The following is a 21,282-nucleotide window of genomic DNA, read 5'->3' as shown; positions in this document are numbered from 1 at the left end:
TCGCCCCGTCGAGATCAGGATCGATGACCACTCTCACGCCGGCGCGACGCACCCTCGCGCTCGTCGCCCTCGCCCTCGGCGGGTTCGCCATCGGGTCGACCGAGTTCGTCGCGATGGGCCTCCTGCCGAACATCGCCCAGGCGCTCCTGCCCGGGCAGTACGCCGCCGATCCCGCCGGCACCGAGGCGCACGCCGGGATGCTCATCAGCGCCTACGCGCTCGGCGTCGTCGTCGGTGCGCCGACCATCGCCGCGATGTCCGCGAAGTTCCCGCGGAAGGGCCTGCTGCTCGTCCTGCTCGTCGGCTTCGTGCTCGCGACGATCGCCTCGGCGCTGCTGCCGTCGTTCGGGCTCGTGCTCGTGGCGCGCTTCGTCGCCGGGCTGCCGCACGGCGCGTACTTCGGCATCGCCTCGATCGTCGCCGGCGACATGATGGGCCCCGGCAAGCGCGGCAAGGGCATCGCGATGGTCATGCTCGGCCTGTCGATCGCCAACGTCGTCGGCGTCCCGGCGATCACCTGGGTCGGCCAGGTGGCCGGCTGGCGGATCGCGTACGGCGTCGTCACCGCGCTCTTCGCCGCGACCTTCCTCGCCGTGGCCGCCTTCGTGCCCCGGGCGCCGCGCGACGAGCACGCGACGATCGGCCGCGAGCTCCGGGCCTTCCGCGTCCCGCAGGTCTGGATCGTGATGGGCCTCGGCGCGATCGGCTTCGGCGGGTTCTTCGCCGTCTACTCGTACATCTCCCCGCTCGTGCAGAACGTCACCGGGCTGCCCGAGGCCGCCGTGCCGCTCGTCCTCGTCGTCGTCGGCCTCGGCATGGTCGTCGGTGGCGTCATCGGCGGCCACCTCGCCGACCACAGCGTCAAGCGGACGATCTACGTCGGCCTGCTCGCCCTCATCGTCGCGCTCGTCATCACGGTGCTCACGGCCCAGTGGGTCGTCGGCATGTTCGTCAGCGCGTTCCTCATCGGAGCGACCTCGTCGGCGATCCCGCCGGCGGTGCAGTCGCGTCTGATGGACGTCGCCGGAGACGCCCGCACGATCGCGGCGGCGCTCAACCACTCCGCGTTCAACGTCGGCAACTCCCTCGGAGCGGCGCTCGGCGGTGCGGTCATCGCCGCGGGCTTCGGCTACCGTGCGCCGGGCTGGCTGGGCATCGTGCTCGCGCTGCTCGGCGTCGGTGTGACGGCGATCAGCTACGGCGTCGAGCGGCGGAGCCGGCGTCGTGCCGAGCTGCGGTCGTCGGCGCCGTCCACGGGGCCGATCACGGCGCCCGTCCCGCTCGGCTGAGGGCCTGCCAGGTGGCCGGCCGGGCTGTGGGCGCCCGAACGGAACGCGGGAGCGACAGATCGGTGCGGCCGGAGCGCGGTGATCTGTCGCTCCCGCGGAAGAGGAGAGGCAGGGCGGGCTACAGGCCCAGCGGGCTGCCGTCCTGCACGATGATGCCGTCGGTGATCGCCCGCTTCCGGAGCGCCACCTTCGTGCCGACGTCGAAGCCGGCGACGCGGTACTTCTCGCGGATGCGCTTGAGGTAGCTCTTCGCCGTCTCCTCGGAGATGCCGAGCTGGTACGCCACGCTCTTCACCGGCTCACCGCCGCCGTAGAGCGCCATGACGCGACGCTCCTGGGCGCTGAGCTTCGGCACACCGCCGACGTCGCCGCTGTTGATCGCGAGGTCGAGCTCGGCGGAGACGTACTGCTCGCCACGCTGGGCCGAGCGGATCGCCTCGACGATCATGTCCGCGTCCTCGCTCTTCACGAGGTAGCCGAGGGCGCCGGACGCGAGGGCCTCACGGACGACGTTCGGCTCCGAGTAGGTGCTCATGACGACGGTCTTCACGCCGGCCGTCTTGAGCGTCGAGATCTTCAGCGAGACCGGGATCGAGTCCTTGAGGTCGAGGTCGAGGAGCACCACGTCGACCGGGAACGCCGGGCTGGTGAGCAGCTCGGGCCAGGTCGTCACGGCGGCGACGAGGGTGATGTCGTCGGCCGCGTTGCGGATCCACTCGGTGAGCGCGCCCAGGAGCATCCTGTGGTCGTCGACGAGGGCGAGTCGGATGGGTTCCTCTGGAGTCGCCATGCTGGCGTCCTTTCTCGGGGCGGTCTCGGCCGATCCTAGGGGGAGCGGGGCGTCCGCACGGGCAGGTGGGACAGGGTGTCCGGCACTTCGGGTCGACCGGGGTCGCGTGACCGCTACATCGAGGGATGCCGGTCGACGACGCAGTGCGCGGTGACGTGGAGCACACCGTCCCGCACGGTGTCGGTGTAGGGACCGATCCGCTGGAGGGCGCTCCAGGCGGTCGGGCCGAGTCGGCGGCGGGGGACGCCGCGCGACTCGAAGACGACCGGGACGTCCATCGTCTCGTCGGTGACCGGGTGCCCGTCGGAGCCCACGGGCCCGAGCGTGACCGACACGACGGGGGAGCCGGGCTGCGCCGTGCGCCCGTCGCCGACCATCTGCCAGAGGGCCTGCAGGAGGCCGTCGCGCTGCTTCGGGGAGAGGTGCCCCGCGAGGGACTGCGGGTCCGCGACGCTGACGGACCGGCCGAGGTTGTCGGACTCCGTGATCGCGTGGTAGAGCCACGTCTCACGCCGGCCCTCGATGAGGTGCAGCCGGAGCTCGGTGGCGAGCGACGCCGCGACCGAGGCCGAGGCGTCGGAGAGGGGCAGCGGGTCGCTGCCGTTCGCGACCGCGTCGAGGAGCTTCTCGGCGGCGAGGTCGAGCCGAGCGAGTTCGTCCGACGCGAGCATGCCGACGGCGAACTGCGGCGCCCCGACGTTGCTCTGCACGAGGACCCGGTCGAGCTCGCGCTGCACGAGCTGCCGGAACCGGTGCACCACGTACAGCGCGACCGACGGCGGCACGACCACGAGGGCGATGAGGGACACCATGCCCGGGAGCGTGTCCGTCGTCACCGGGGTCGACACCGCGGCCATCCCGATGAAGGCCAGCCCGAGCACGGCGATCGCGGCGGCGACCTCGCGCACGGGGCGGAGCGTCGCGATCGGCAGCAGCGCGAAGCCCGCCGCGACCGAGGCGGACGCCGTCCGCGTGATCATGTGCTCGGGGAAGATCCCGACGAAGTCGAGCGTGACCACGCACGCGAGCACCACGCAGATGAGCACGAAGGCCAGGCCCGTCAGCCGCTCCCCGTAGGTCAGGAGGCTGAGGGTGACGCCGATCGCAGCGACGACGTAGAGCCCCCACGCGGCCGCCGGCAACCACGGGTGGCTGAGGTCGGACCAGCGGCTGATGAAGAACGCGATGCCGAGCACGCCCTGGATCGCGGTGAGGACCGCGGCGCCGAGTCCGAGGTAGCCGGCACCGAGGGACGCGCCGGGCTTGGCGGCCTGCCGCAGCGAGCGCGCACCGGTCGAGGTGGAGGGGAGGCCGCGCGCCTGCCGACGCTCGCTGCCCCGGTACCGCTCCCGCGCCTCCCGTCTGGTCCGCGGAGCGGGCTGCACGGTCTCGCCGGGGAGCCCACGGCTGATGGTGTCCTCGGGGATGCGGCTCATCGCGGTGCCTCCAGCACGACGGTGGTGCCGGAACCCGGCGCGGAGAAGAGCTTGGCGTCGCCGCCGACCTCGCGGAGGCGGTTCACCACGCTCTCCTTGAAGCCGAGGCGTTCGGCGCTGATGCCCTCGAGGTCGAAGCCGACACCGGAGTCGGTGACCATCGCCCGGACCATCTCGTTGTCGTGGACGATCGTGACGTGGGCCTCGCCGACCCCGGCGTGCCGGCGGACGTTCTCGAGGCACTCGCCGAGCGCCAGGAGGAAGGCGTCGAGGACGTGCGACGGCAGCAGGACCTGGCCGGTGCCGTGCCAGCTGACCTCGAGGCCCATCCGACCGAACCGCTGCTTCACCGACTCGAGGGTCTGCCCGAGGGGTGACTCCTCTTCGCGGGTGAGCGAGTAGTCGCCTGACTGCTGCGGCTGCGGGGTCGCGCCGAGTCGGAGGTGGCGCAGGAGCCGGGCGTCCTCGGCGGCCTGTTCGCGCATCGCCTGCTCGGAGACGCCGACGCCGGAGTGCGCGAGGAGGGTGAGGGTCGCGAGCACGGTGTCGTGCAGCAGGCGCGCTCCCTGGCGGCGCTGCGCCTCGGTCTCGCTCGCCTGCCGCTCGGCACGGTGCGCGGTGCCGATGCTGGCGATCCGCCGGGCGACCCGGGGGATGCTGCGGGAGATCCAGACGGTCACGACCGCGATGAGGATCCAGCCGAGTGCGACGGCGGCGGCGGTGCCCGACACGGGGCTGCCACTGGCCCAGACGACCGCGACGAGTGCTGCCGCTCCGGCGAGCACGGTGAGCCCGAGTCCGATCGGCTTGCCGCGCTGCGCCATGAGCGGGGCCGAGAGGCCGCCCGACGCGAGGGGCACGATCGCCGAGGCGATGACCGGGCGGACGTCCGCTTCGACGCCCGTGAGGAGCAGGGCGACCGCGCCGAGGCCGCCGGCGAGCGTGAGGACGGTCCACCACGTCGACGCGTTGTAGCCCGTGGCGAGCAGGCCGGCGATCATGATGGCGATGCAGGCCAGCGCGCCGAGCAGCGGGACCGTCGGGACGGCGAGGGCGCAGAGCACGGCGATGACCGACAGCAGCGCGCAGACGATGCCGACGACACGGGTGGTCGACCGCAGCAAGCGGTCGCGTTCCTGTGCGATGAAGTCCATCGATGTCCTGGTTGGTGACGGAGTGGTGGTTCGACCCGGAGGGAAACCGAGCCTCGATCATGCCGAGTTCCCCGCCATCATTCCACGCGCGACACCCGTTGGGGGGTGTTCGGCGCGCGGGGGTGGAACGGTTGGGTCTCGGATCGTTACGAGGAGGGTGGTCGGAGGGGTCCGTCCGGCCCTGGATCAGGCCTCGAGGAGACGACGCAGGTGGGCCCCGACGGCCTCGTGCTCGATGAGGAACCCGTCGTGTCCGAACTCGCTCTCGATGACCGCCGCCCGGTCGCCGTCGAGGGTGTCGGGCACGCCGGCGGCGATGCGGTGCTGGTCCTCGACCGGGAAGAGCCGGTCGCTCGACACCCCGACCACGAGCGTCCGGGCCGTCACCAGACCGAGCGCCGCGTCCACCCCGCCACGCCCGGCCCCGACGTCGTGCGAGTCCATCGCGTGCGTCAGCGTCACGTAGGACGAGGCGTCGAACCGCCGGGTGAACTTGTTGCCGTGGAAGTCGAGGTAGCTCTCGACGGAGAACCGGCCGTCGTCGCCGAGGGGGGAGACGTCGCTCTGCCAGGACCGGGCGAACCGGCCGTTCAGCTCGTCGGACGCGCGGTAGGTCATCAGCGCCATCCGCCGTGCCAGCGCCAGCCCGCGGTGCGGCCCGTCGCCGGCGTCGGCCTCGTGGTAGTCGCCGCCCGCGAACGCCGGGTCCATCTGGATCGCGGCGCGCTGCAGCGAGTTCGCCGCGATCTGGTCGGCGGTCGTCTGCGCCGTGCTCGCCAGCACCGCCAGCCGTTCCACCCGTGCGGGGTGCGTGACCGCGAACTCGAGCGCGTGCATGCCGCCCATCGAGCCACCGACCACCGCCGCGAAGACGTCGATCCCGAGGGCGTCGGCGAGCTGCGTCTGCGCGGCCACCTGGTCGCGCACCGTGACGAACGGGAAGCGAGACCCCCACTCGTGGCCGTCCGGCGCCACCGACGAGGGCCCGGTCGTCCCCTGGCACCCGCCGAGCATGTTCGGCGCGACCACGAACCACCGGTCGGTGTCGATCGCCCGTCCCGGTCCGACCACGTCGCCCCACCAGCCGGCCGTGCGGTGGCCGGGCCCCGGGGGACCGGCCACGTGGGAGTCACCGGTGAGCGCGTGGAAGACCAGCACGGCGTTGTCGCGTGCGGCGTTCAGCTCGCCCCACGTCTCGTACGCGATGCGGACGGCCGGCAGGCGCCCCCCGCGCACCCACTGCTCGCCGATCGTCGCGAAGTGGCGCGCTCCGGGCGGGTCGCCCGGGCGCCAGGCCCCGGTCACGGGCGGCTTGCCGATGGTGCCGAGCTCGGCGCCGGGCACGAGGGTGGACGGGACGGAGTCCTCGGGGGTCGTCTGCCAGTCCATCGTGCGTCCAGTCTGCCGGGAGGCGCGCCCCACCACCGCCGTGTTACGTCACGTCGGGCGCGTCGCCGGCTGCAGGGCCGCACACGCACCGCGACGGACGCACATGACCTACGCGCGCAGGCCCTCCTGCGAGACCGCACGCGCCGCCGCGAGCCCCGCCTCGAGGTCGGCCCGCAGGTCCTCGACGTTCTCGATCCCCACCGAGAGCCGCACGAGCCCCGGCGTGACCCCGGTCGTGAGCTGCTGCTCGGGCGTGAGCTGCGAGTGCGTCGTCGACGCCGGGTGGATCACGAGGGAGCGCACGTCGCCGATGTTCGCCAGGTGCGAGAACAGCCGGAGGTTGTCGACGAACGCCTTGCCCGCGGGCACGCCGCCCTTCAGCTCGAACGACAGCACCGCGCCGACGCCCTTCGGCGCGTACCGGTTCGCCGCGGCGTACCAGGGCGACGTCGGCAGTCCGGCGTACGCCACGGTCGCGACGTCCGGGTGCCGGTCGAGCCACTCGGCGATCTCCTGCGCGTTGGACACGTGCCGCTCGATCCGGAGCGAGAGCGTCTCGATGCCCTGCAGGAGCGCGAACGCGGTGTCGGGGGAGTTCGAGGCGCCGAGGTCGCGGAGCAGCTGCACGCGCGCCTTGACGACGTACGCCAGCTCGTTGCCGACGGCCTGCGCGAAGACGGCGCCGTGGTACGAGGGGTCCGGGGTGTTGAACTCCGGGAAGCGCTCGGCGTGGTCGGACCAGGCGAACCGGCCGCCGTCCACGATGACGCCGCCGATCACCGTGCCGTGGCCGCCGAGGAACTTCGTGGCCGAGTGCACCACGATGTCCGCGCCGTGCTCGAACGGACGGATCAGGTACGGGGTGGCGATCGTGTTGTCGACGATGAGCGGGACACCGGACTCGTGCGCGACGTCGCTCACCCCGGTGATGTCGAGGACGTTGATCTTCGGGTTGCCGATGGTCTCCGCGAAGAACAGCTTCGTGTTCGGGCGGACCGCGCGGCGCCACTCCTCGAGGTCGTCCTGGTCCTCGACGAAGGTGGTCTCGATGCCGAGCTTTGCGAGCGTGTACTTGAACAGGTTGTACGTGCCGCCGTAGATCGAGGACGACGAGACGATGTGGTCGCCCGCGCCGGCGATGTTGAGCACCGCGTACGTCTCCGCGGCCTGCCCGGAGGACACCAGCAGCGCACCCGAACCGCCCTCGAGCGCCGCGATCCGCTGCTCGACGACGTCGTTCGTCGGGTTCATGATCCGCGAGTAGATGTTGCCCGGCTGCGCCAGCGCGAACAGGTCGCGGGCGTGGTCCGAGTTCTCGAAGACGTACGACGTCGTCTTGTAGATCGGCGTGGCCCGGGCACCCGTCGTCGGGTCCGGCTGCGCACCGGCGTGGACCTGCGCGGTCTCGAAGCGCCAGGTGGCGGCGTCGTTCTGGGTCATGCGGTTCTCCTGTCCGGTGCGGCGGGTGTCGGGTCGGCGCCGGCTGCGGAGGAACGGCGCACCTGCACGTCGGAGGCCACGGTATCCAGGTGGGCAGCCGGGCACCAGCGCGGCCGCCTCACGACGTAACGCTCGTCGCGCAGGCGATCCGCGCCTCCCGTCCGACCGACCGGCGCAGCGGGACCGCCGTCAGGCGGCGTCCCTCCGGAACAGCCAATCGACGCGCGGCTCGAGCAGCCAGCGCATCCCGCGCCGCACGAAGGGCTGCGCGAGGAACAGGCTGACGAGGCACGCGATCGCGACCATCAGCAGCACGTACGGCCAGGCCGAGTGCTCCCCGGCGAGGATGCCGCTCTCGCGGATCGGGTAGAGCAGGAAGGTGTGGAGCAGGTACACGTACATCGTCGCCGCGCCGAACTGCGTCAGCCAGACGGTCCGCCGGGGCACGAGCAGCAGGAACGACGTCGTCAGGAGCGCCGCGAGCAGCATCAGCCCGAAGCGCACGCCGCCGGCCCACCAGGTGTCCTCGCCGAGCCCGGAGTACGAGTCGTCGTAGAAGAACCAGTGGTGCAGGTCGAACTCCTTGAACTGCGGGATCCAGATCGCACACGAGGCCGCCCACGCCGCGAAGACCACCGCCGCGACCACCCGCACCCGGACGACCACCCGGCGCGGCGCGTCGTACCAGCGCTCGAAGAGCCCCCACTGCTTGACCTGCCAGCCGACGAGGAAGAACGGCAGCAGGCTGATCGCGCGCGACAGGGACAGCGTCGAGTCCACGTTGTCGAAGTAGCCGACACCGATGCTGAAGACCACCGCCCAGAACAGCGGCCACCGCAGCTGGGCGAGGTAGGGCAGGATCAGCCGGAAGATCCCGAGGGCGAGCAGGAACCAGAGCGTCCACGTCGGCTGGGTCGGGTTGAAGGTCTTGCCGCCCTCCACGATCGCCTGCACCACGGTCCAGATCGTCTGCATGATGATGTACGGCACCACGATGTCGGTGATCGTCCGACGCATGCGCTGCGCCGTCGGGGTGTCCGCCGACGAGAAGTAGCCGCTGATCACGCCGAACGCCGGCATGTGGAACGCGTAGATGAACGTGTACAGCGCCAACGCGTGCTCACTGCCCGGCGTCTGCCGCTGGATCGCGTGGCCGATGACGACGAGCGTGACCGCGAGGAAACGGGCCGTGTCCCACATCGGGATGCGGCGCTTCGCGCGGCCCGGTTCGAGGCGCGTGGTGGCAGCGGCGTCGGTCGTCATCGCGGGCCACGGTACCGGGGATCGGTACGGTGGGACCGGTCCCTCCCGTCCTCCCCACTTGGAGTCCCCATGCCTCGTCGCGCAGTCGTCACCGGAGCCAGCTCGGGCATCGGCGCCGCCACCGTCCGCCGCTTCCGCGACCACGGGTGGGAGGTGCTCGCCGTCGCCCGCCGCCGGGAGAAGCTCGAGGCGCTCGCCGCGGAGACCGGCGCCGACGTCCTGGTCGGCGACGTCACGAGCGCCGACGACGTGGCCGCGCTCGCCGCCCGGGTCGAGGAGCTCGGCGGGGCCGACGTGCTCGTCAACAACGCCGGCGGCGCGTTCGGTTCGGCGAGCGTCGAGGAGTCCGACGTGGACGACTGGCGCGCGATGTTCGAGGTGAACGTGATCGGCACCAAGCGCGTCGTGTCGGCGCTCCTGCCGCACCTGCGTCGCCGCGCCGCCACCGCGGGCACGGCGGACGTCGTCACCGTGACGAGCACGGCCGGACACGTCGCGTACGAGAACGGCGGCGGGTACAACGCCGCGAAGTTCGCCGAGCACGCCCTCGTGGCGGCGCTGCGGCTCGAGCTGAACGGCGAGCCGATCCGGGTCGTCGAGATCGCCCCCGGCCTGGTGAAGACCGACGAGTTCGCCCTCACGCGCTTCCGCGGCGACGCCGAGAAGGCCGCCGCCGTGTACGCGGACGTGCCGGACCCGCTCGTGGCCGACGACGTCGCCGAGGCGATCGTGCACGCGGTGGAGCTGCCGCCGCACGTGAACCTGGACCTCGTCACGGTCCGGCCGGTGGCGCAGTCGGCGCAGCACAAGCTCGCGCGCGGGCCGCTCACCCCGCGGGGCTGAGCACCGGGCAGGCACGCGCCTGCGTGACGGGCGGCCGCGCGTCAGCAGGGCGTGCAGGCACGCGCCTGCCTGACGTGCGGCCGCGCTGCCGTGTGGCGTGCACGGGTCGCGGGCAGGGGCTCGGTGCCGGTACCGTGGTCGGATGCCGATCAGCAGCGACTCCGGGTCACCCGCCCAGGCTCCCTCGACCGTGACCGTCACGAGCGGGCCCGAGGTGCTCGGGTGGCTCGAGTTCGGCGATGCCGCACGCCTCCTCGCGAAGGACGTGCTCTCGTCCGGCTTCGAGCCCGAGGTCGTCGTCGCCGTCGCGCGCGGCGGCCTCATCATCGCCGGTGCCGTGGCCTACGCGCTCGGCACGAAGGAGTGCGGCTCGATCAACGTCGAGTTCTACACCGACGTCGAGCAGCGCCTCGAGGAGCCCGTCATCCTGTCGCCGGCGCTCGACGCCCCGAGCCTGGCGGGCAAGCGGGTCCTCGTGGTCGACGACGTCTCCGACTCCGGCCGCACGCTCCGGCTCGTGGTCGACATCATCCGCAACGCCGGCGGCGACGTCCGCAGCGCCTGCCTCTACTCGAAGCCGGGCACCGTGCTCGAGCCCGACCACGTCTGGCGTCGCGTCGACGGCTGGATCACGTTCCCGTGGAGCGCCCTCGCGCCGGTGACGGCCGAGTCGTGAGCATCCACCTCGTCGGCGGCGGGCCCCTCGTCGCCTCGGACGCCGCTGCGCCCTTCCTCGCCGAGGCGACCGCCCGCGGCGCCGCCGTCGGCCGCACCGTGCCCCGCATCGGCCTGCTCTCCGTCGCCCGCGACTCGGGGGAGTCGCCGTCGTCGACCGCCGACATCGCCGAGGTCCTCGGCGGCGCGCGCCAGGCCGAGGTCCTCGTCACCGAGGTCGCGCCCGGAGCCGTGTTCAGCACCGCGGTCCTCAGTGACCTCGACGCGCTCGTCGTCGGCGGAGGGGTCACCCCGCACTACCTCGACGCGATCGCCCCGCTCGTCGACCAGATCCGGCTGCTCGTCTCCGACGGCCTGCCCTACCTCGGCTACTCGGCCGGAGCGATGATCGCGTCGGACCGGGCCCTCGTCGGCGGCTGGCGGATCGGGGGCGTCGAGATCTGCCCGCAGGAGGCCTCCGAGGGGCTCGACGAGGTCGAGCTGCGCGAGGGCCTCGGGCTCGTCGACCTCACCGTCGACGTGCACGCCGTGCAGGCCGGCACCCTGACCAGGCTCATCGCGAGCGCTGAGGCCGAGTTCGTGACGGCCGGCCTCGCGATCGACGAGGACACCACGCTCGTCGTCGGCGAGGGCGCGCTCGAGGTCCGGGGGACCGGCAGCGTCTGGCGGGTCGTGGCGGGCGACGAGTCCGTCAGCGTCGCCACGATGGGCGCGTAGCCAGCGTGGTGCAGCCCCGACCGCTCGCCGACCTCGTCGACCCGGGTTGGGCCGAGGCGCTCGCGCCGGTCGAGGCCGACGTGCACCGGATGGGCGACTGGCTCCGCGGCGAGGTCGCTGCCGGACGGCACTACCTGCCCGCCGGCGACCACGTCCTCCGCGCGTTCACCGACCCGTTCGACGCCGTGCGGGTGCTCGTCGTCGGCCAGGACCCGTACCCGACCCCCGGACACCCGATCGGCCTGTCCTTCGCGGTCGGCCCGGACGTGCGCCCGGTCCCGCGGAGCCTGGCGAACATCTACCGCGAGCTGCACGACGACCTCGGGGTGACGCCGCCGCAGCACGGTGACCTCCGGGCGTGGTCGTCGCAGGGCGTCCTGCTGCTCAACCGCGTGCTGACGGTCGAGGCCGGCGCCGCGGGCAGCCACCGCGGGAAGGGTTGGGAGACCGTGACCGACCAGGCCGTCCGTGCGCTCGTCGCGCGTGGGAAGCCCCTGGTCGCCGTGCTCTGGGGTGCGCAGGCCGCGACCGTCCGGCCGCTGCTCGGGGACACGCCGGTCGTCGCGTCGGCGCACCCGTCCCCGCTCAGCGCGTCGCGCGGGTTCTTCGGCAGCCGACCCTTCTCGCAGGTCGACGCGCTCCTCGCCGAGCAGGGTGCCGCGCCGATCGACTGGACCCTCCCCGCCTGATCCGCCGAGCCGGGTGCCCGTGCGGCGGCGCGCGGCGGCGGCGACGGCGCACGGGTGCCCGTGCGACGGCGCGCGGCGGCGGCGACGGCGCGGGCACAGCCCGTAGGCTCGACCCGTGCTCGAGGAGGAATACCAGCGACGACGGGTCCTGCCCCGGCACCTGCGCGCGCCCGTCCCGCAGGAGGCCGCGTTCACGTACACGATCCGCGCCGCGGAGCCGCGGGACCTCCCGGACGTCCGCGAGATCCACACGCACTACGTCCGCAACTCATCGGTGACGTTCGACCCGTCCGCGTTCACGTTCGCCGCGTGGAAGCGCCGCTACGACGAGATCCGGCGTCGGGGCCTGCCGTTCCTCGTGGCCGAGAACCCCGCCGGGCAGATCCTCGGGTACGCCCTCGTCGACCCGTGGAACCCCCGCGACCGCTCGAACCGCGTCGTCGAGGACTCGATCTACCTCGGGGCCGCCTCGGGCGGCAAGGGCCTGGGCCGGGCACTCATGGAGGCGCTCCTCGACGAGTGCCGCGCCGCCGGCGTCCGTGAGGTCGTCGCCGTCATCGCCGACCGGCAGGCCGAGGCCTCGATCCGCCTGCACGAACGGCTCGGCTTCGAGGAGGTCGGCCGGATGGGGAAGGTCGGCTACAAGTACGACCGGTGGCTCGGCACCGTCACGATGCGCCTGCGGTTGCGTGGGCCCCGGCTGTTCCAGCGCGGGCGGGGCTAGCGACCCTCGCCACGACGGCCGCGCTGGACGCAGTGCGCTCAGCGCTCGGGCGCCTCGGCGATGAACTCGTCGCGCGTCACCCGGACGAGCTCCGCGGTCGCGGCGGACGCCGTCGCCGCGTCGCCCGCGACGAGCGCGTGCCCGACGGTCTCGTGCCGTGCCGCCGCCGCGCGCGTCCACCCCGTGATGGTGTCCCGCGACTCCGAGGTCCGGGTGCGCAGGAGCGCCTCGACGGTGCCCGCGAAGTGCGTGAACACGGCGTTGCCCGACGCGGCGAGGAGTGCCCGGTGGAACCGCACGTCCGCCTCCAGGTACGCCCGGCTGTCGTCCCGCCCGCACGCCGCCGTCATGTCCAGCGCCGCGTCGAGCACGGTCTGCGCTGCCGGGGTGCCGGCGCCGAGGGTCGCCGCGACGGGCTCGACGCCGAGCCGGAGTTCGAGGAGCTCCCGCTGCTGCACGAAGTACGCGGGGGAGGCGCCCCGCCACCGGATCACCGTCGGCGCGAGCAGTTCCCACGAGCCGATGCCGAGCACCTGCGTGCCGACCCGCTGCCGGGGTTCGACGAGGCCGAGCGACTGGAGGACGCGGAGGGCCTCGCGGACGACCGACCGGGACACGCCGAACTCGTCCGCGACGACCTCGGGGCGCAGCACCGAACCGGGTTCCACGTCGCCGTCGACGATGCGCTGCCCGAGGGCGTCGAGCAGCTGCGAGTGCAGTCCGCGTCCGATCGGCATCGTTCCTCCGTGCAGTACGTGTCACGCGTGGTCGTGACGCAGGACCCATCGAATCGGCAGACTGCCCTCGGGAGTGCGCGACGCGCGGCGATCGGACGTGTAGTCTGATTAATCAGATTATTGCGGTCGCCGTGTACACGCACCGACCGCACCAGCAGAAGGCGACGGAGCCGCGCGGCAGCGGCTCCAGGAAGGGGCACCGATGCCTCACGCGCTCTCCACGTTCCCCGGACCCACGGACCCGCACCTCGGGGCGGTCCTCGCGGCCGACGGCGGCGGGACCGACACGGTCGACCCGTCCGGTCCGGTCGGGCAGCTCATCACCGCGGCGCTGCTCGGCATCGTCGTCATCATCGTGCTCATCACCTGGCTGAAGGTGCACCCCTTCATCGCGCTGACGATCGGTGCGCTCGGGGTCGGGATCGGCGCCGGACTCGCCCCGCCGCAGGCGGTCACGAGCTTCGGCAACGGCTTCGGCGCGACCATGACGAGCGTCGGCATCCTCGTCGGCCTCGGCTCGATGTTCGGCAAGATGCTCGTCGACTCCGGCGCTGCGGACCGCGTCGTCGACACGCTCGTCCGGCGCTCCTCGGCGGCTGCCCTGCCGTGGACGATGGCGCTCATCGGCGCGCTGATCGGCCTGCCGATGTTCTTCGAGGTCGGCCTCGTCCTGCTCATCCCGATCATCGTCCTCGTCGCCAAGCGCAGCCAGGTGCCGATCATGAAGATCGCGGTGCCGGCGCTCGTCGGGCTGTCGACGATGCACGCCTTCGTCCCGCCGCACCCCGGCCCGCTCGTCGCGATCTCGACGGTCGGCGCGAACCTCGGCACGACGCTCGCCTTCGGCATCGTCCTGGCGATCCCGGTCATCGTCCTCGCCGGCCCGGTGTTCGCCCGCTTCGCCGCGCGCTGGGTCGACATCCCCGCACCCGACATCTTCGGCTCGCGCGGCGGCTCCGGTCCGCAGGACCCCGCCCACGACGGCCGGGAGGCGCGGCGCGGCCCCGCGACGCAGGACACCGCCTCGCTGCCGAACGGCAAGAGCGACTTCACGCGCGTGATCAGCGAGCCGCGCACCCCGACCTTCGCCGTCGCGCTCGTCGGCATCCTGCTGCCCGTCGTGCTCATGCTCGCCCAGGCGATCCGCGAGGCCACCGCCCCCGACGCCGCGGGTGCCTGGGTCAGCCTGCTCGACTTCCTCGGGTCGCCGATGATCGCCATCGGGATCGCGGCCGTCTACGCGATGGTCTTCTTCGCGATCGGCGGCGGCATGGACCGTGCCGCGGTGTCGAGGTCGCTCGAGAGCGCCCTGCCGCCGGTCGCCGGCGTGCTGCTCATCGTCGGCGCGGGCGGCGGGTTCAAGCAGGTCCTCATCGACACCGGCATCGGCGGGGTGATCGCGGACGCCGTGAAGGACTCCGGGATATCCGTGCTGCTGGTGGCCTGGGTCGTCTCGGCGCTCGTCCGTGTGGCGACCGGCTCCGCGACGGTCGCGACCGTGACGGCCGCGGGCATCATGGCCCCGATCGCGCACGACCTGTCCTCGCCGATGACCTCGCTGCTCGTGCTCGCGATCGGTGCCGGCTCGGTCTTCCTGTCGCACGTCAACGACGCGGGCTTCTGGCTGGTGAAGGGCTACCTCAACACCACCGTCGGGCAGACCTTCAAGACGTGGACGGTGCTCGAGTGCCTCATCTCGGTGTTCGGGCTGGCCGGCGTGCTGCTCGCCGGGGTGTTCATCCGATGAGCACGGCAGCTGCCGACGACGCGGGGCTCGACGCCCGCGTGCTCGTCGTGATGGGCGTCTCCGGCTCGGGGAAGTCCACCGTCGCCGAGCTCGTGGCCGACGAGCTCGGGTGGGACTTCGCCGAGGGCGACGCCATGCACCCACAGGCGAACGTCGACAAGATGCACGCTGGCACCCCGCTCACCGACGAGGACCGCTGGCCGTGGCTCGACGTCGTCGCGGGGTGGATCCGCGAGCACCTCGACGGCGGTGTGCCCGGGGTGGTGACCTGCTCGGCGCTGACGCGCTCCTACCGGGACGTCCTCCGGGCCCCCGGCGTGGTCTTCGTCCACGTCGCGGGGGACGGCGAGCTCATCGCCGGTCGGATGGCCGCACGGTCGGGGCACTTCATGCCGACGTCGTTGCTCGCGTCCCAGCTCGCCACGCTCGAGCCGCCGCAGGACGACGAGGCGCACATCACGGTCGCCGCCGACCGGTCACCGGCCGAGGAGGGCGCCGAGGTCGTGGAGCGTCTCGCGCTCCGGGCGACCCCGAGAGCCTGATCGGGGGACGGTCGGCAGCATGGACGCATGGCGATCGACGACTCCCTCTCGCTCCTGACCCGCGGCTACGGGTTCGGCGCACACCTCTGGCGCCGGACGCGGCCCGGTGCGCGCGCGGTCCCGTTCCGGCTGCTCGGGCGCCGGGCACTCCTCGTCCGGGGGAGCGACGGCGTCGAGCTGTTCTACGACGGTGACCGCACCGCGCGGCACGGGGCGATGCCGTCCATCGTGCAGCGGACGCTGTTCGGCGTCGGCTCGGTGCACAGCCTGGACGGCGCGGAGCACCACCACCGCAAGGCCACCTTCGTCGACGTCGCCTATGAGGACGAGCAGGTCCGGCTCCTGACGCCGCTCCTCGACGCGGAGTGGCGCGCCGAGCTCGACGCCTGGCTCGCCGGCGGGGAGCGGTCCGCGTACGACGCCGGCGTGGGCGCGATCGGCCGCGCCGTCATGCGCTGGGCGGGGTTGCCCGGCACCGCGGATGCCCGGACCTGCTGGGCGGCGCGGCTCGCCCAGATCGTCGACGGCTTCGGCGTGCCGTACTCACCGGAGTACCTGCTCGCGGTGCTGAACCGGCACTGGTCGGACCGGCACGCGGCACGGCTCGTGCAGGCGGTCCGTGCCGGGCGGCTCACCCCGGCACCGCACACCGCGTTGTACGAGTGGGCGTGGCACCGGGACCCGGAGGGGGCGCTGCTCCCTCCTCGGCTCGCCGGCATCGAGCTGCAGAACAGCTTCCGTCCCGCGGTCGCCGTCGCCCGGTTCGTCGCGTTCGCCGCGAAGGAGCTGCACGACCACCCGGAGTGGCGGGAGCGGATCGCCGAGGAGACCGCGGCCCGCGGGACCCTGGTCGACGGGCCGCTCGCCGTGGCCTTCGCGCAGGAGATCCGCCGCACGGCGCCGTTCGTGCCGATGCTCCCGGCGTGGGCGACGCGGGACGTCGAGCTCGACGGCGAACGGCTGCCCGCCGGGGGCCGGGTGGTGCTCGACGTGCTCGGGACGGACACCGACGACCGCTCGTGGTCGGACGCCGGCACGTTCGACCCCTCCCGGTTCGTGGGCGTCGACGACTACGAGGCGATCACCGCGTTCGTCCCGCACGGCGGCGCGGACGTCGCGACCGGCCACCGGTGCCCGGGCGAGAAGGTCGCGATCGCTGCGTTGGCGGCAGCGGTCGCAGCACTCAGCGACCCGCGCGTGCGGATCGCCGACGAGGGGCTCGAGGTCGACCGCCGACGCCTGCCGACGAAGCCGGCGTCGGGCGGGGAGGTCCGCCGCTGCCCGTTCCACTGAGCAGCGGCCCGACCGCCCGGCTCAGCGCTCGGTGACGTGCCCCGCCTCGACGGACCACTGCCGGTCGAGGCGCACCGTCTCGAGCATCCGGCGGTCGTGCGTCACGAGCAGCAGCGTGCCGTCGTAGGAGTCCAGCGCCTGTTCGAGCTGCGTGATCGCGGCGAGGTCGAGGTGGTTCGTCGGCTCGTCGAGCACGAGCACGTTCACCCCGCGGGCCTGCAGCAGCGCGAGCCCCGCTCGGGTGCGCTCGCCCGGCGAGAGCGCGCTCGCGGGGCGGTTCACGTGGTCGGCCTTGAGCCCGAACTTGGCGAGCAGGGTCCGGACGTCGGCGGTCGCGTACTCCGGCACGAGGTCCTCGAAGGCCGCCGCGAGGGGCTGCTCGCCCGTGAACGCCGCCCGAGCCTGGTCGATCTCGCCGATCGCGACGCTCGACCCGAGGGAGGCCGTGCCCGACGTGGGCTCCTGCCGACCGAGCAGGGCGCGCAGCAGCGTCGACTTGCCGGCGCCGTTCGGGCCGGTGATGCCGATGCGGTCCCCGCCGGTGACCTGCAGGGACACCGGGCCGAGGGTGAAGTCGCCCTGGGTGAAGACGGCGTTCGCCAGGGTGGCGACGACCGCGGAGGACCGCGGGGCGCTCCCGATCGTGAACTCGAGCTGCCACTCCTTGCGCGGTTCCTCGACCTCGTCGAGCCGGGCGATCCGGGACTCCATCTGCCGGACCTTCTGCGCCTGCTTCTCGCTCGACTCGCTGGCGGCGCGGCGGCGGATCTTGTCGTTGTCCGGGTTCTTCTTCATCGCGTTCCGGACGCCCTGGCTCGACCACTCCCGCTGCGTGCGGGCACGCGCGGTCAGGTCGGCCTTGGTCGCCGCGTACTCGTCGTACGCATCGCGCTTGTGCTGCCGGGCGATCTCGCGCTCTTCGAGGTAGGCGTCGTAGCCACCGCCGAACAGGCGGTGGGACGACTGCGCGAGGTCGAGTTCGAGCACGGCGGTGACGGAGCGGGCGAGGAACTCGCGGTCGTGGCTGACGAGCACGGCACCGCCGCGGAGGCTCCGCACGAAGGCCTCGAGGCGTTCCAGGCCGTCGAGGTCGAGGTCGTTCGTCGGCTCGTCGAGCAGCACGACGTCGAACCGGGAGAGCAGGAGGGCGGCGAGCCCGACCCGGGCCGCCTGGCCACCGGAGAGCCCCGTCATGAGCGACTCCGGCCCCACCGTCGTCGATCCGTCGACAGCGTCGGAGCTGTCGAGGCCGAGGTCGGCGAGCACGGCGGGCAGCCGCTCCTCGAGGTCCGCCGCCCCGGCCGCGAGCCACCGTTCGAGCGCCGCCGAGTACCGGTCCGCGGCGGCGTCGCCCGCGTCGGGGTCACCGAGGGCCGCGGCGGCCTCGTCCATCGCCCGGGTGGCCTCGGCGCACCCGGTACGTCGTCCGACGTAGCCCGCGACGGTCTCACCCGGCACGCGGTCGTGCTCCTGCGGCAGCCAGCCCACGAACGCGTCGGTCGGGGCGAGCGAGACGGTGCCCGCGAGGGGCTCGTCGACGCCGGCGAGCAGGCGGAGCAGGGTCGACTTGCCCGCACCGTTCACGCCGACGAGGCCGATGACGTCCCCGGGGGCGACGGTGAGGTCGAGCCCCTCGAACAGCGTGCGGGCGGCGTACCCGCCGGCGAGGCCCTTGGCGACGAGCGTGGCGGTCATCCGCCCATCGTCCCATGCGCCGAACCGCGTGCCGGACGCGGCCGGGGCGCAGAGCGGTCCGTCCGCAGGTGTCGAGCAGACCGCCCGACACCTGTGGCCGGGCAGACTGGTCGGATGGACGCCTGTGTCTTCTGCCGCATCGTCGCCGGCGACGAGCCCGCCGTCTGGGTCGAGCGCGAGGAGCACGCCGTCGCCTTCGCCCCGCTGCCCGGGTCGGCGCTCGCCCCCGGGCACACGCTCGTCGTGCCGGTGGAGCACAGCGACGACCTCCTCGAGGCCGGGCCGGTCGCCCTCGCGGCGACGACGGCGCTCGCCCGACGGGTGGGGCGGGCGATGCGCGCGGCGCTCGGTGCGACCGGGGTGGTCGTGCTCCAGGCCTCCGGCGCGGACGCCGGGCAGAGCGTGCGACACCTGCACCTCCACGTCCTGCCGTGCTGGCCGGACGACGGCACGGTGCACTGGCCGGAACCGCCCTCGGCGCACGTCGTCGAGGGGGACCCGCACGCGGCCCTCGCCGAGATGTTCGACTGAGCGGTGGCGCGCTGCGTCAGCCCCGTGAGCCGCACCGCGCCGCGTCAGCCCCGCAGGGCGTCGATCATGCTCCGCAGGCTCCGGAACGCCGCGGTCTGCTCGGTGCTCGTCATGCCGGAGAGCATCCGCACCTCGACGCCCCGCACCGCGGCCGTCGCCCGGGCGAGGTCCCGCCGCCCCTGCTCGGTGAGCTGCGTCGGGATCGCCCGACCGACGGCGGCCTCGGACGTGCGGGTCACCGTGCCGTCGCGCTCGAGCGCCTGCAGGAGCACGTTCATCGTCTGCCGGGTGACGAACGCGCCGCGGGCGAGCTCGGAGTTCGACAGGCCGGGGCGCTGCGCGAGGAGCTCGAGGCAGGAGTAGTGCGTGACGGTCATGCCGAGGGGCCGGAGCACCTCCTCCATCGCGGTGCGGAGCGCGCTCGAGGCCTCCTTGAGGAGGTAGCCGAGCGAGGTGTCGAGGTCGATGCCGTCGTCTTGACGCATGTCAGCAGTCTGACATACGCTCGTCATGTCAGGAACCTGACATCAACCGAAGGAGCTCCCCATGCCCGTCACCGGCCCCGACTTCGTCTCCCTGCAGACCCGTGACCTCGCCGCCTCGCAGGCGTTCTACGAGCGCTACCTCGGCCTCGTCCGCTCGCCCGCCGGCCCGCCGCACGCCGTCGTGTTCACCACCACCCCGATCGCCTTCGCGCTGCGCGACCTCGCACCGGACACGGACCTCGACGGCGTCGAGCAGCCCGGCCTCGGCACCGCGGTCTGGCTGCACGCCACCGACGTGCAGGCGATCCACGACGCCCTCGCCGCCGACGGCCACACCATCGTCACCGATCCGTTCGACGGGCCCTTCGGTCGCACCTTCACGTTCGCCGACCCGGACGGGTACCGGATCACGCTGCACGACCGGGCCTGACGCCGACGCCGCTGCGACCGGTGCGCCCGACACGGCCCCGTAGGCTGCGACCGTGGAACCGACACGGCCGTCCGGCACGACCCAGCGACGCATCGAGCTGACCATCGAACGTCCCGCGTGCACGTGGTTCGCCCGTCCCACCGTCACGATCGACGGGGTCGGGCACCCGGCACAGTGGGGGACCGGTACGTGGGCCGTCCCGGCCGACGGCGCCACCGTGCTCGGCGTCTACCGCTTCAACCGTGTCTGGCGGTCCGGCGACGCCACCCTCGCGGTCGGTGACGCCGACCGGCTCACGTACCGCTCGCCGTGGCTGCCGGTCGGCCGCGGCCGACTCGACGCACGCTGACCGCGGGACCGGCCCGGGCACCGGACCCGCGCCGGGTCGGACCGGAGGCGCGGCGCACGACCCGCACCGTGCCTCCCGTCCGACGCCCGGTCACCACCCGACCGCCGTCCGTAGCGTGGACGACATGACCACCACCGTCCTCGTCGCCGGCGCGACCGGCGACCTCGGCACGCGCATCGTCCGTGCCCTCCTCGACCACGACGTCCGCATCCGCGTCCTCACCCGCTCCTCCGGGTCACCCGCCGCAGCGCGCCTCGCCACCGACGACCGCGTCGAGGTGGTCGCCGCCGCGTACACGGACCGACGGGCGCTCGTCGCCGCCCTGACGGGCGTCGACGTGGTCGTCTCCGCCGTCAGCGGGACCCGTCCCGTCATCGTGGACGCCCAGGAGGCGCTGCTCGCCGCCGCCGTGGAGGCCGGCGTCCCCAGGTTCGTCCCCTCCGACTACTCGGCCGACTACCGCAGCATCACCCCGGGCACGAACCGGAACTTCGAGCTGCGCCGCGAGTTCGCGGCCACCCTCGACGCCGCACCCGTCCGGGCCACGAGCGTCCTGAACGGCGCCTTCACCGACATGCTCACCGGCCAGGCGCCGCTCGTGCTCTTCGACCGACGACGGGTGCTCTACTGGTCGTCGCCCGACCAGACCCTCGACTTCACCACGAAGGACGACGTCGCCCGGACGACCGCCCTCGTGGCGCTCGACCCGGCGGCCCCACGGGTCGTCGAGGTCGCCGGCGACCGGGTGACCTCGCGGAGCATCGCGGACACCATGTCGCGACTCACCGGCACGGCCTTCCGGCTGCAGTGGGCGGGGACCGCGGGCACCCTGTCGGCGATGGCCCGCGTCGGACGGACCCTGTCCGAGGCGGACGACCGCGAGCCGTTCCCGGCGTGGCAGGGGATGCAGTACTTCGTGAGCATGTTCAGCGGCGAGGCCGAGCTACACCACGTCCGGAACGACCGCTACGGCGAGCAGCAGTGGACCACCGTGGCGGACGTGCTCGCGGCGCACCTCGGCGGCTGACCGGGGCGACGGCCCAGGTGGTCCACCCGCGGCGTCG

General features: G+C 73.2%; 22 protein-coding genes. 13 read left to right on the top strand and 9 right to left on the bottom strand.

Translation table 11 applies throughout. The features are described 5' to 3' along the window. Positions 1–23: 23 nt before the first annotated feature. The gene (locus ACY3FI_RS09445; RefSeq protein WP_462547270.1) at positions 24–1,289 is read left to right on the top strand and encodes an MFS transporter; all 1,266 of its coding nucleotides are present in this window, start codon (positions 24–26) and stop codon (positions 1,287–1,289) included. A gap of 118 nt (positions 1,290–1,407) precedes the next feature. On the opposite strand, the gene ACY3FI_RS09440 is transcribed toward ACY3FI_RS09445, so the two are convergent. The 6 genes from ACY3FI_RS09440 to ACY3FI_RS09415 all read right to left on the bottom strand — a co-directional run bounded on the left by ACY3FI_RS09440 (position 1,408) and on the right by ACY3FI_RS09415 (position 8,761). After that, a complete protein-coding gene (locus ACY3FI_RS09440) occupies positions 1,408–2,079 on the bottom strand; it encodes a response regulator (protein ID WP_462547269.1) in 672 nt (223 codons plus the stop codon). 113 nt (positions 2,080–2,192) lie between these two features. Next, positions 2,193–3,515 carry a hypothetical protein gene (locus ACY3FI_RS09435; RefSeq protein WP_462547268.1) on the bottom strand — a complete coding sequence of 441 codons (1,323 nt, stop codon included), beginning with the start codon at positions 3,513–3,515 and terminating at the stop codon, positions 2,193–2,195. Next, positions 3,512–4,669: a sensor histidine kinase gene (locus tag ACY3FI_RS09430; protein ID WP_462547267.1), complete on the bottom strand. Its 1,158-nt coding sequence runs from the start codon at positions 4,667–4,669 to the stop codon at positions 3,512–3,514. The genes ACY3FI_RS09435 and ACY3FI_RS09430 overlap by 4 nt, the downstream gene beginning before the upstream one ends. 186 nt (positions 4,670–4,855) lie before the next feature. Then, a complete protein-coding gene (gene metX / locus ACY3FI_RS09425) occupies positions 4,856–6,058 on the bottom strand; it encodes a homoserine O-acetyltransferase MetX (protein WP_462547266.1) in 1,203 nt (400 codons plus the stop codon). Positions 6,059–6,166: 108 nt separating this feature from the next. After that, positions 6,167–7,498 (bottom strand): bifunctional o-acetylhomoserine/o-acetylserine sulfhydrylase, encoded by a 1,332-nt coding sequence (locus ACY3FI_RS09420; protein WP_462547265.1) that lies wholly within the window; start codon positions 7,496–7,498, stop codon positions 6,167–6,169. A gap of 189 nt (positions 7,499–7,687) precedes the next feature. Then, positions 7,688–8,761, bottom strand: a complete 1,074-nt coding sequence (locus ACY3FI_RS09415) for an acyltransferase family protein (RefSeq protein ID WP_462547264.1) — start codon at positions 8,759–8,761, stop codon at positions 7,688–7,690. A 69-nt stretch (positions 8,762–8,830) separates the two neighbouring features. Here ACY3FI_RS09415 and ACY3FI_RS09410 point away from each other — a divergent pair, with 69 nt between their 5' ends. The 5 genes from ACY3FI_RS09410 to ACY3FI_RS09390 all read left to right on the top strand — a co-directional run bounded on the left by ACY3FI_RS09410 (position 8,831) and on the right by ACY3FI_RS09390 (position 12,409). After that, positions 8,831–9,604, top strand: coding sequence for an SDR family oxidoreductase (locus ACY3FI_RS09410; RefSeq protein WP_462547263.1), 774 nt, complete (start codon positions 8,831–8,833; stop codon positions 9,602–9,604). Positions 9,605–9,746: 142 nt separating this feature from the next. Further along, positions 9,747–10,280, top strand: a complete 534-nt coding sequence (locus ACY3FI_RS09405) for a phosphoribosyltransferase (protein ID WP_462547262.1) — start codon at positions 9,747–9,749, stop codon at positions 10,278–10,280. Next, positions 10,277–10,996 carry a Type 1 glutamine amidotransferase-like domain-containing protein gene (locus tag ACY3FI_RS09400; protein ID WP_462547261.1) on the top strand — a complete coding sequence of 240 codons (720 nt, stop codon included), beginning with the start codon at positions 10,277–10,279 and terminating at the stop codon, positions 10,994–10,996. Before ACY3FI_RS09405 ends, ACY3FI_RS09400 begins: the two co-directional genes overlap by 4 nt. Before the next feature lie 8 nt (positions 10,997–11,004). Continuing rightward, positions 11,005–11,685, top strand: coding sequence for a uracil-DNA glycosylase (locus ACY3FI_RS09395; protein ID WP_462550342.1), 681 nt, complete (start codon positions 11,005–11,007; stop codon positions 11,683–11,685). A gap of 115 nt (positions 11,686–11,800) precedes the next feature. Next, entirely contained in the window at positions 11,801–12,409 is a 609-nt protein-coding gene (locus ACY3FI_RS09390) for a GNAT family N-acetyltransferase (protein WP_462547260.1), read from the top strand. A 38-nt stretch (positions 12,410–12,447) separates the two neighbouring features. Here ACY3FI_RS09390 and ACY3FI_RS09385 read toward each other — a convergent pair whose 3' ends face one another. After that, entirely contained in the window at positions 12,448–13,146 is a 699-nt protein-coding gene (locus tag ACY3FI_RS09385) for a FadR/GntR family transcriptional regulator (protein ID WP_462547259.1), read from the bottom strand. 202 nt (positions 13,147–13,348) lie between these two features. Between ACY3FI_RS09385 and ACY3FI_RS09380 the strand changes: the two genes are divergently transcribed. From ACY3FI_RS09380 to ACY3FI_RS09370, 3 genes are read left to right on the top strand one after another with little or no spacing between them, the layout of a single operon-like run. Continuing rightward, entirely contained in the window at positions 13,349–14,893 is a 1,545-nt protein-coding gene (locus tag ACY3FI_RS09380) for a GntP family permease (protein WP_462547258.1), read from the top strand. Beyond that, complete coding sequence (locus tag ACY3FI_RS09375; protein WP_462547257.1) at positions 14,890–15,435, top strand: gluconokinase; 546 nt, start codon at positions 14,890–14,892, stop codon at positions 15,433–15,435. The genes ACY3FI_RS09380 and ACY3FI_RS09375 overlap by 4 nt, the downstream gene beginning before the upstream one ends. A gap of 27 nt (positions 15,436–15,462) precedes the next feature. Further along, on the top strand, positions 15,463–16,728 hold the full coding sequence (locus tag ACY3FI_RS09370; protein WP_462547256.1) for a cytochrome P450: 1,266 nt from the start codon (positions 15,463–15,465) through the stop codon (positions 16,726–16,728). A 21-nt stretch (positions 16,729–16,749) separates the two neighbouring features. On the opposite strand, the gene ACY3FI_RS09365 is transcribed toward ACY3FI_RS09370, so the two are convergent. Continuing rightward, on the bottom strand, positions 16,750–18,423 hold the full coding sequence (locus tag ACY3FI_RS09365) for an ABC-F family ATP-binding cassette domain-containing protein (protein ID WP_462547255.1): 1,674 nt from the start codon (positions 18,421–18,423) through the stop codon (positions 16,750–16,752). Between the two features lie 114 nt (positions 18,424–18,537). On the opposite strand from ACY3FI_RS09365, the gene ACY3FI_RS09360 reads away from it, so the two are divergent. Then, the gene (locus tag ACY3FI_RS09360; RefSeq protein WP_462547254.1) at positions 18,538–18,954 is read left to right on the top strand and encodes an HIT family protein; all 417 of its coding nucleotides are present in this window, start codon (positions 18,538–18,540) and stop codon (positions 18,952–18,954) included. A 44-nt stretch (positions 18,955–18,998) separates the two neighbouring features. On the opposite strand, the gene ACY3FI_RS09355 is transcribed toward ACY3FI_RS09360, so the two are convergent. Next, positions 18,999–19,439: a MarR family winged helix-turn-helix transcriptional regulator gene (locus ACY3FI_RS09355; RefSeq protein ID WP_462547253.1), complete on the bottom strand. Its 441-nt coding sequence runs from the start codon at positions 19,437–19,439 to the stop codon at positions 18,999–19,001. Positions 19,440–19,500: 61 nt separating this feature from the next. Here ACY3FI_RS09355 and ACY3FI_RS09350 point away from each other — a divergent pair, with 61 nt between their 5' ends. The 3 genes from ACY3FI_RS09350 (at position 19,501) to ACY3FI_RS09340 (ending at position 21,245) form a co-directional block, all read left to right on the top strand. After that, complete coding sequence (locus tag ACY3FI_RS09350) at positions 19,501–19,869, top strand: VOC family protein (protein ID WP_462547252.1); 369 nt, start codon at positions 19,501–19,503, stop codon at positions 19,867–19,869. Positions 19,870–19,921: 52 nt separating this feature from the next. Beyond that, the gene (locus tag ACY3FI_RS09345) at positions 19,922–20,218 is read left to right on the top strand and encodes a hypothetical protein (RefSeq protein WP_462547251.1); all 297 of its coding nucleotides are present in this window, start codon (positions 19,922–19,924) and stop codon (positions 20,216–20,218) included. 124 nt (positions 20,219–20,342) lie between these two features. Further along, entirely contained in the window at positions 20,343–21,245 is a 903-nt protein-coding gene (locus ACY3FI_RS09340) for an NmrA family NAD(P)-binding protein (protein WP_462547250.1), read from the top strand. Positions 21,246–21,282 lie beyond the last annotated feature (37 nt).

This window comes from Curtobacterium sp. RM9, assembly GCF_054956955.1.
Note: the sequence above shows the minus strand (reverse complement) of the source record. Positions and strands in the feature narration are given on the sequence as shown.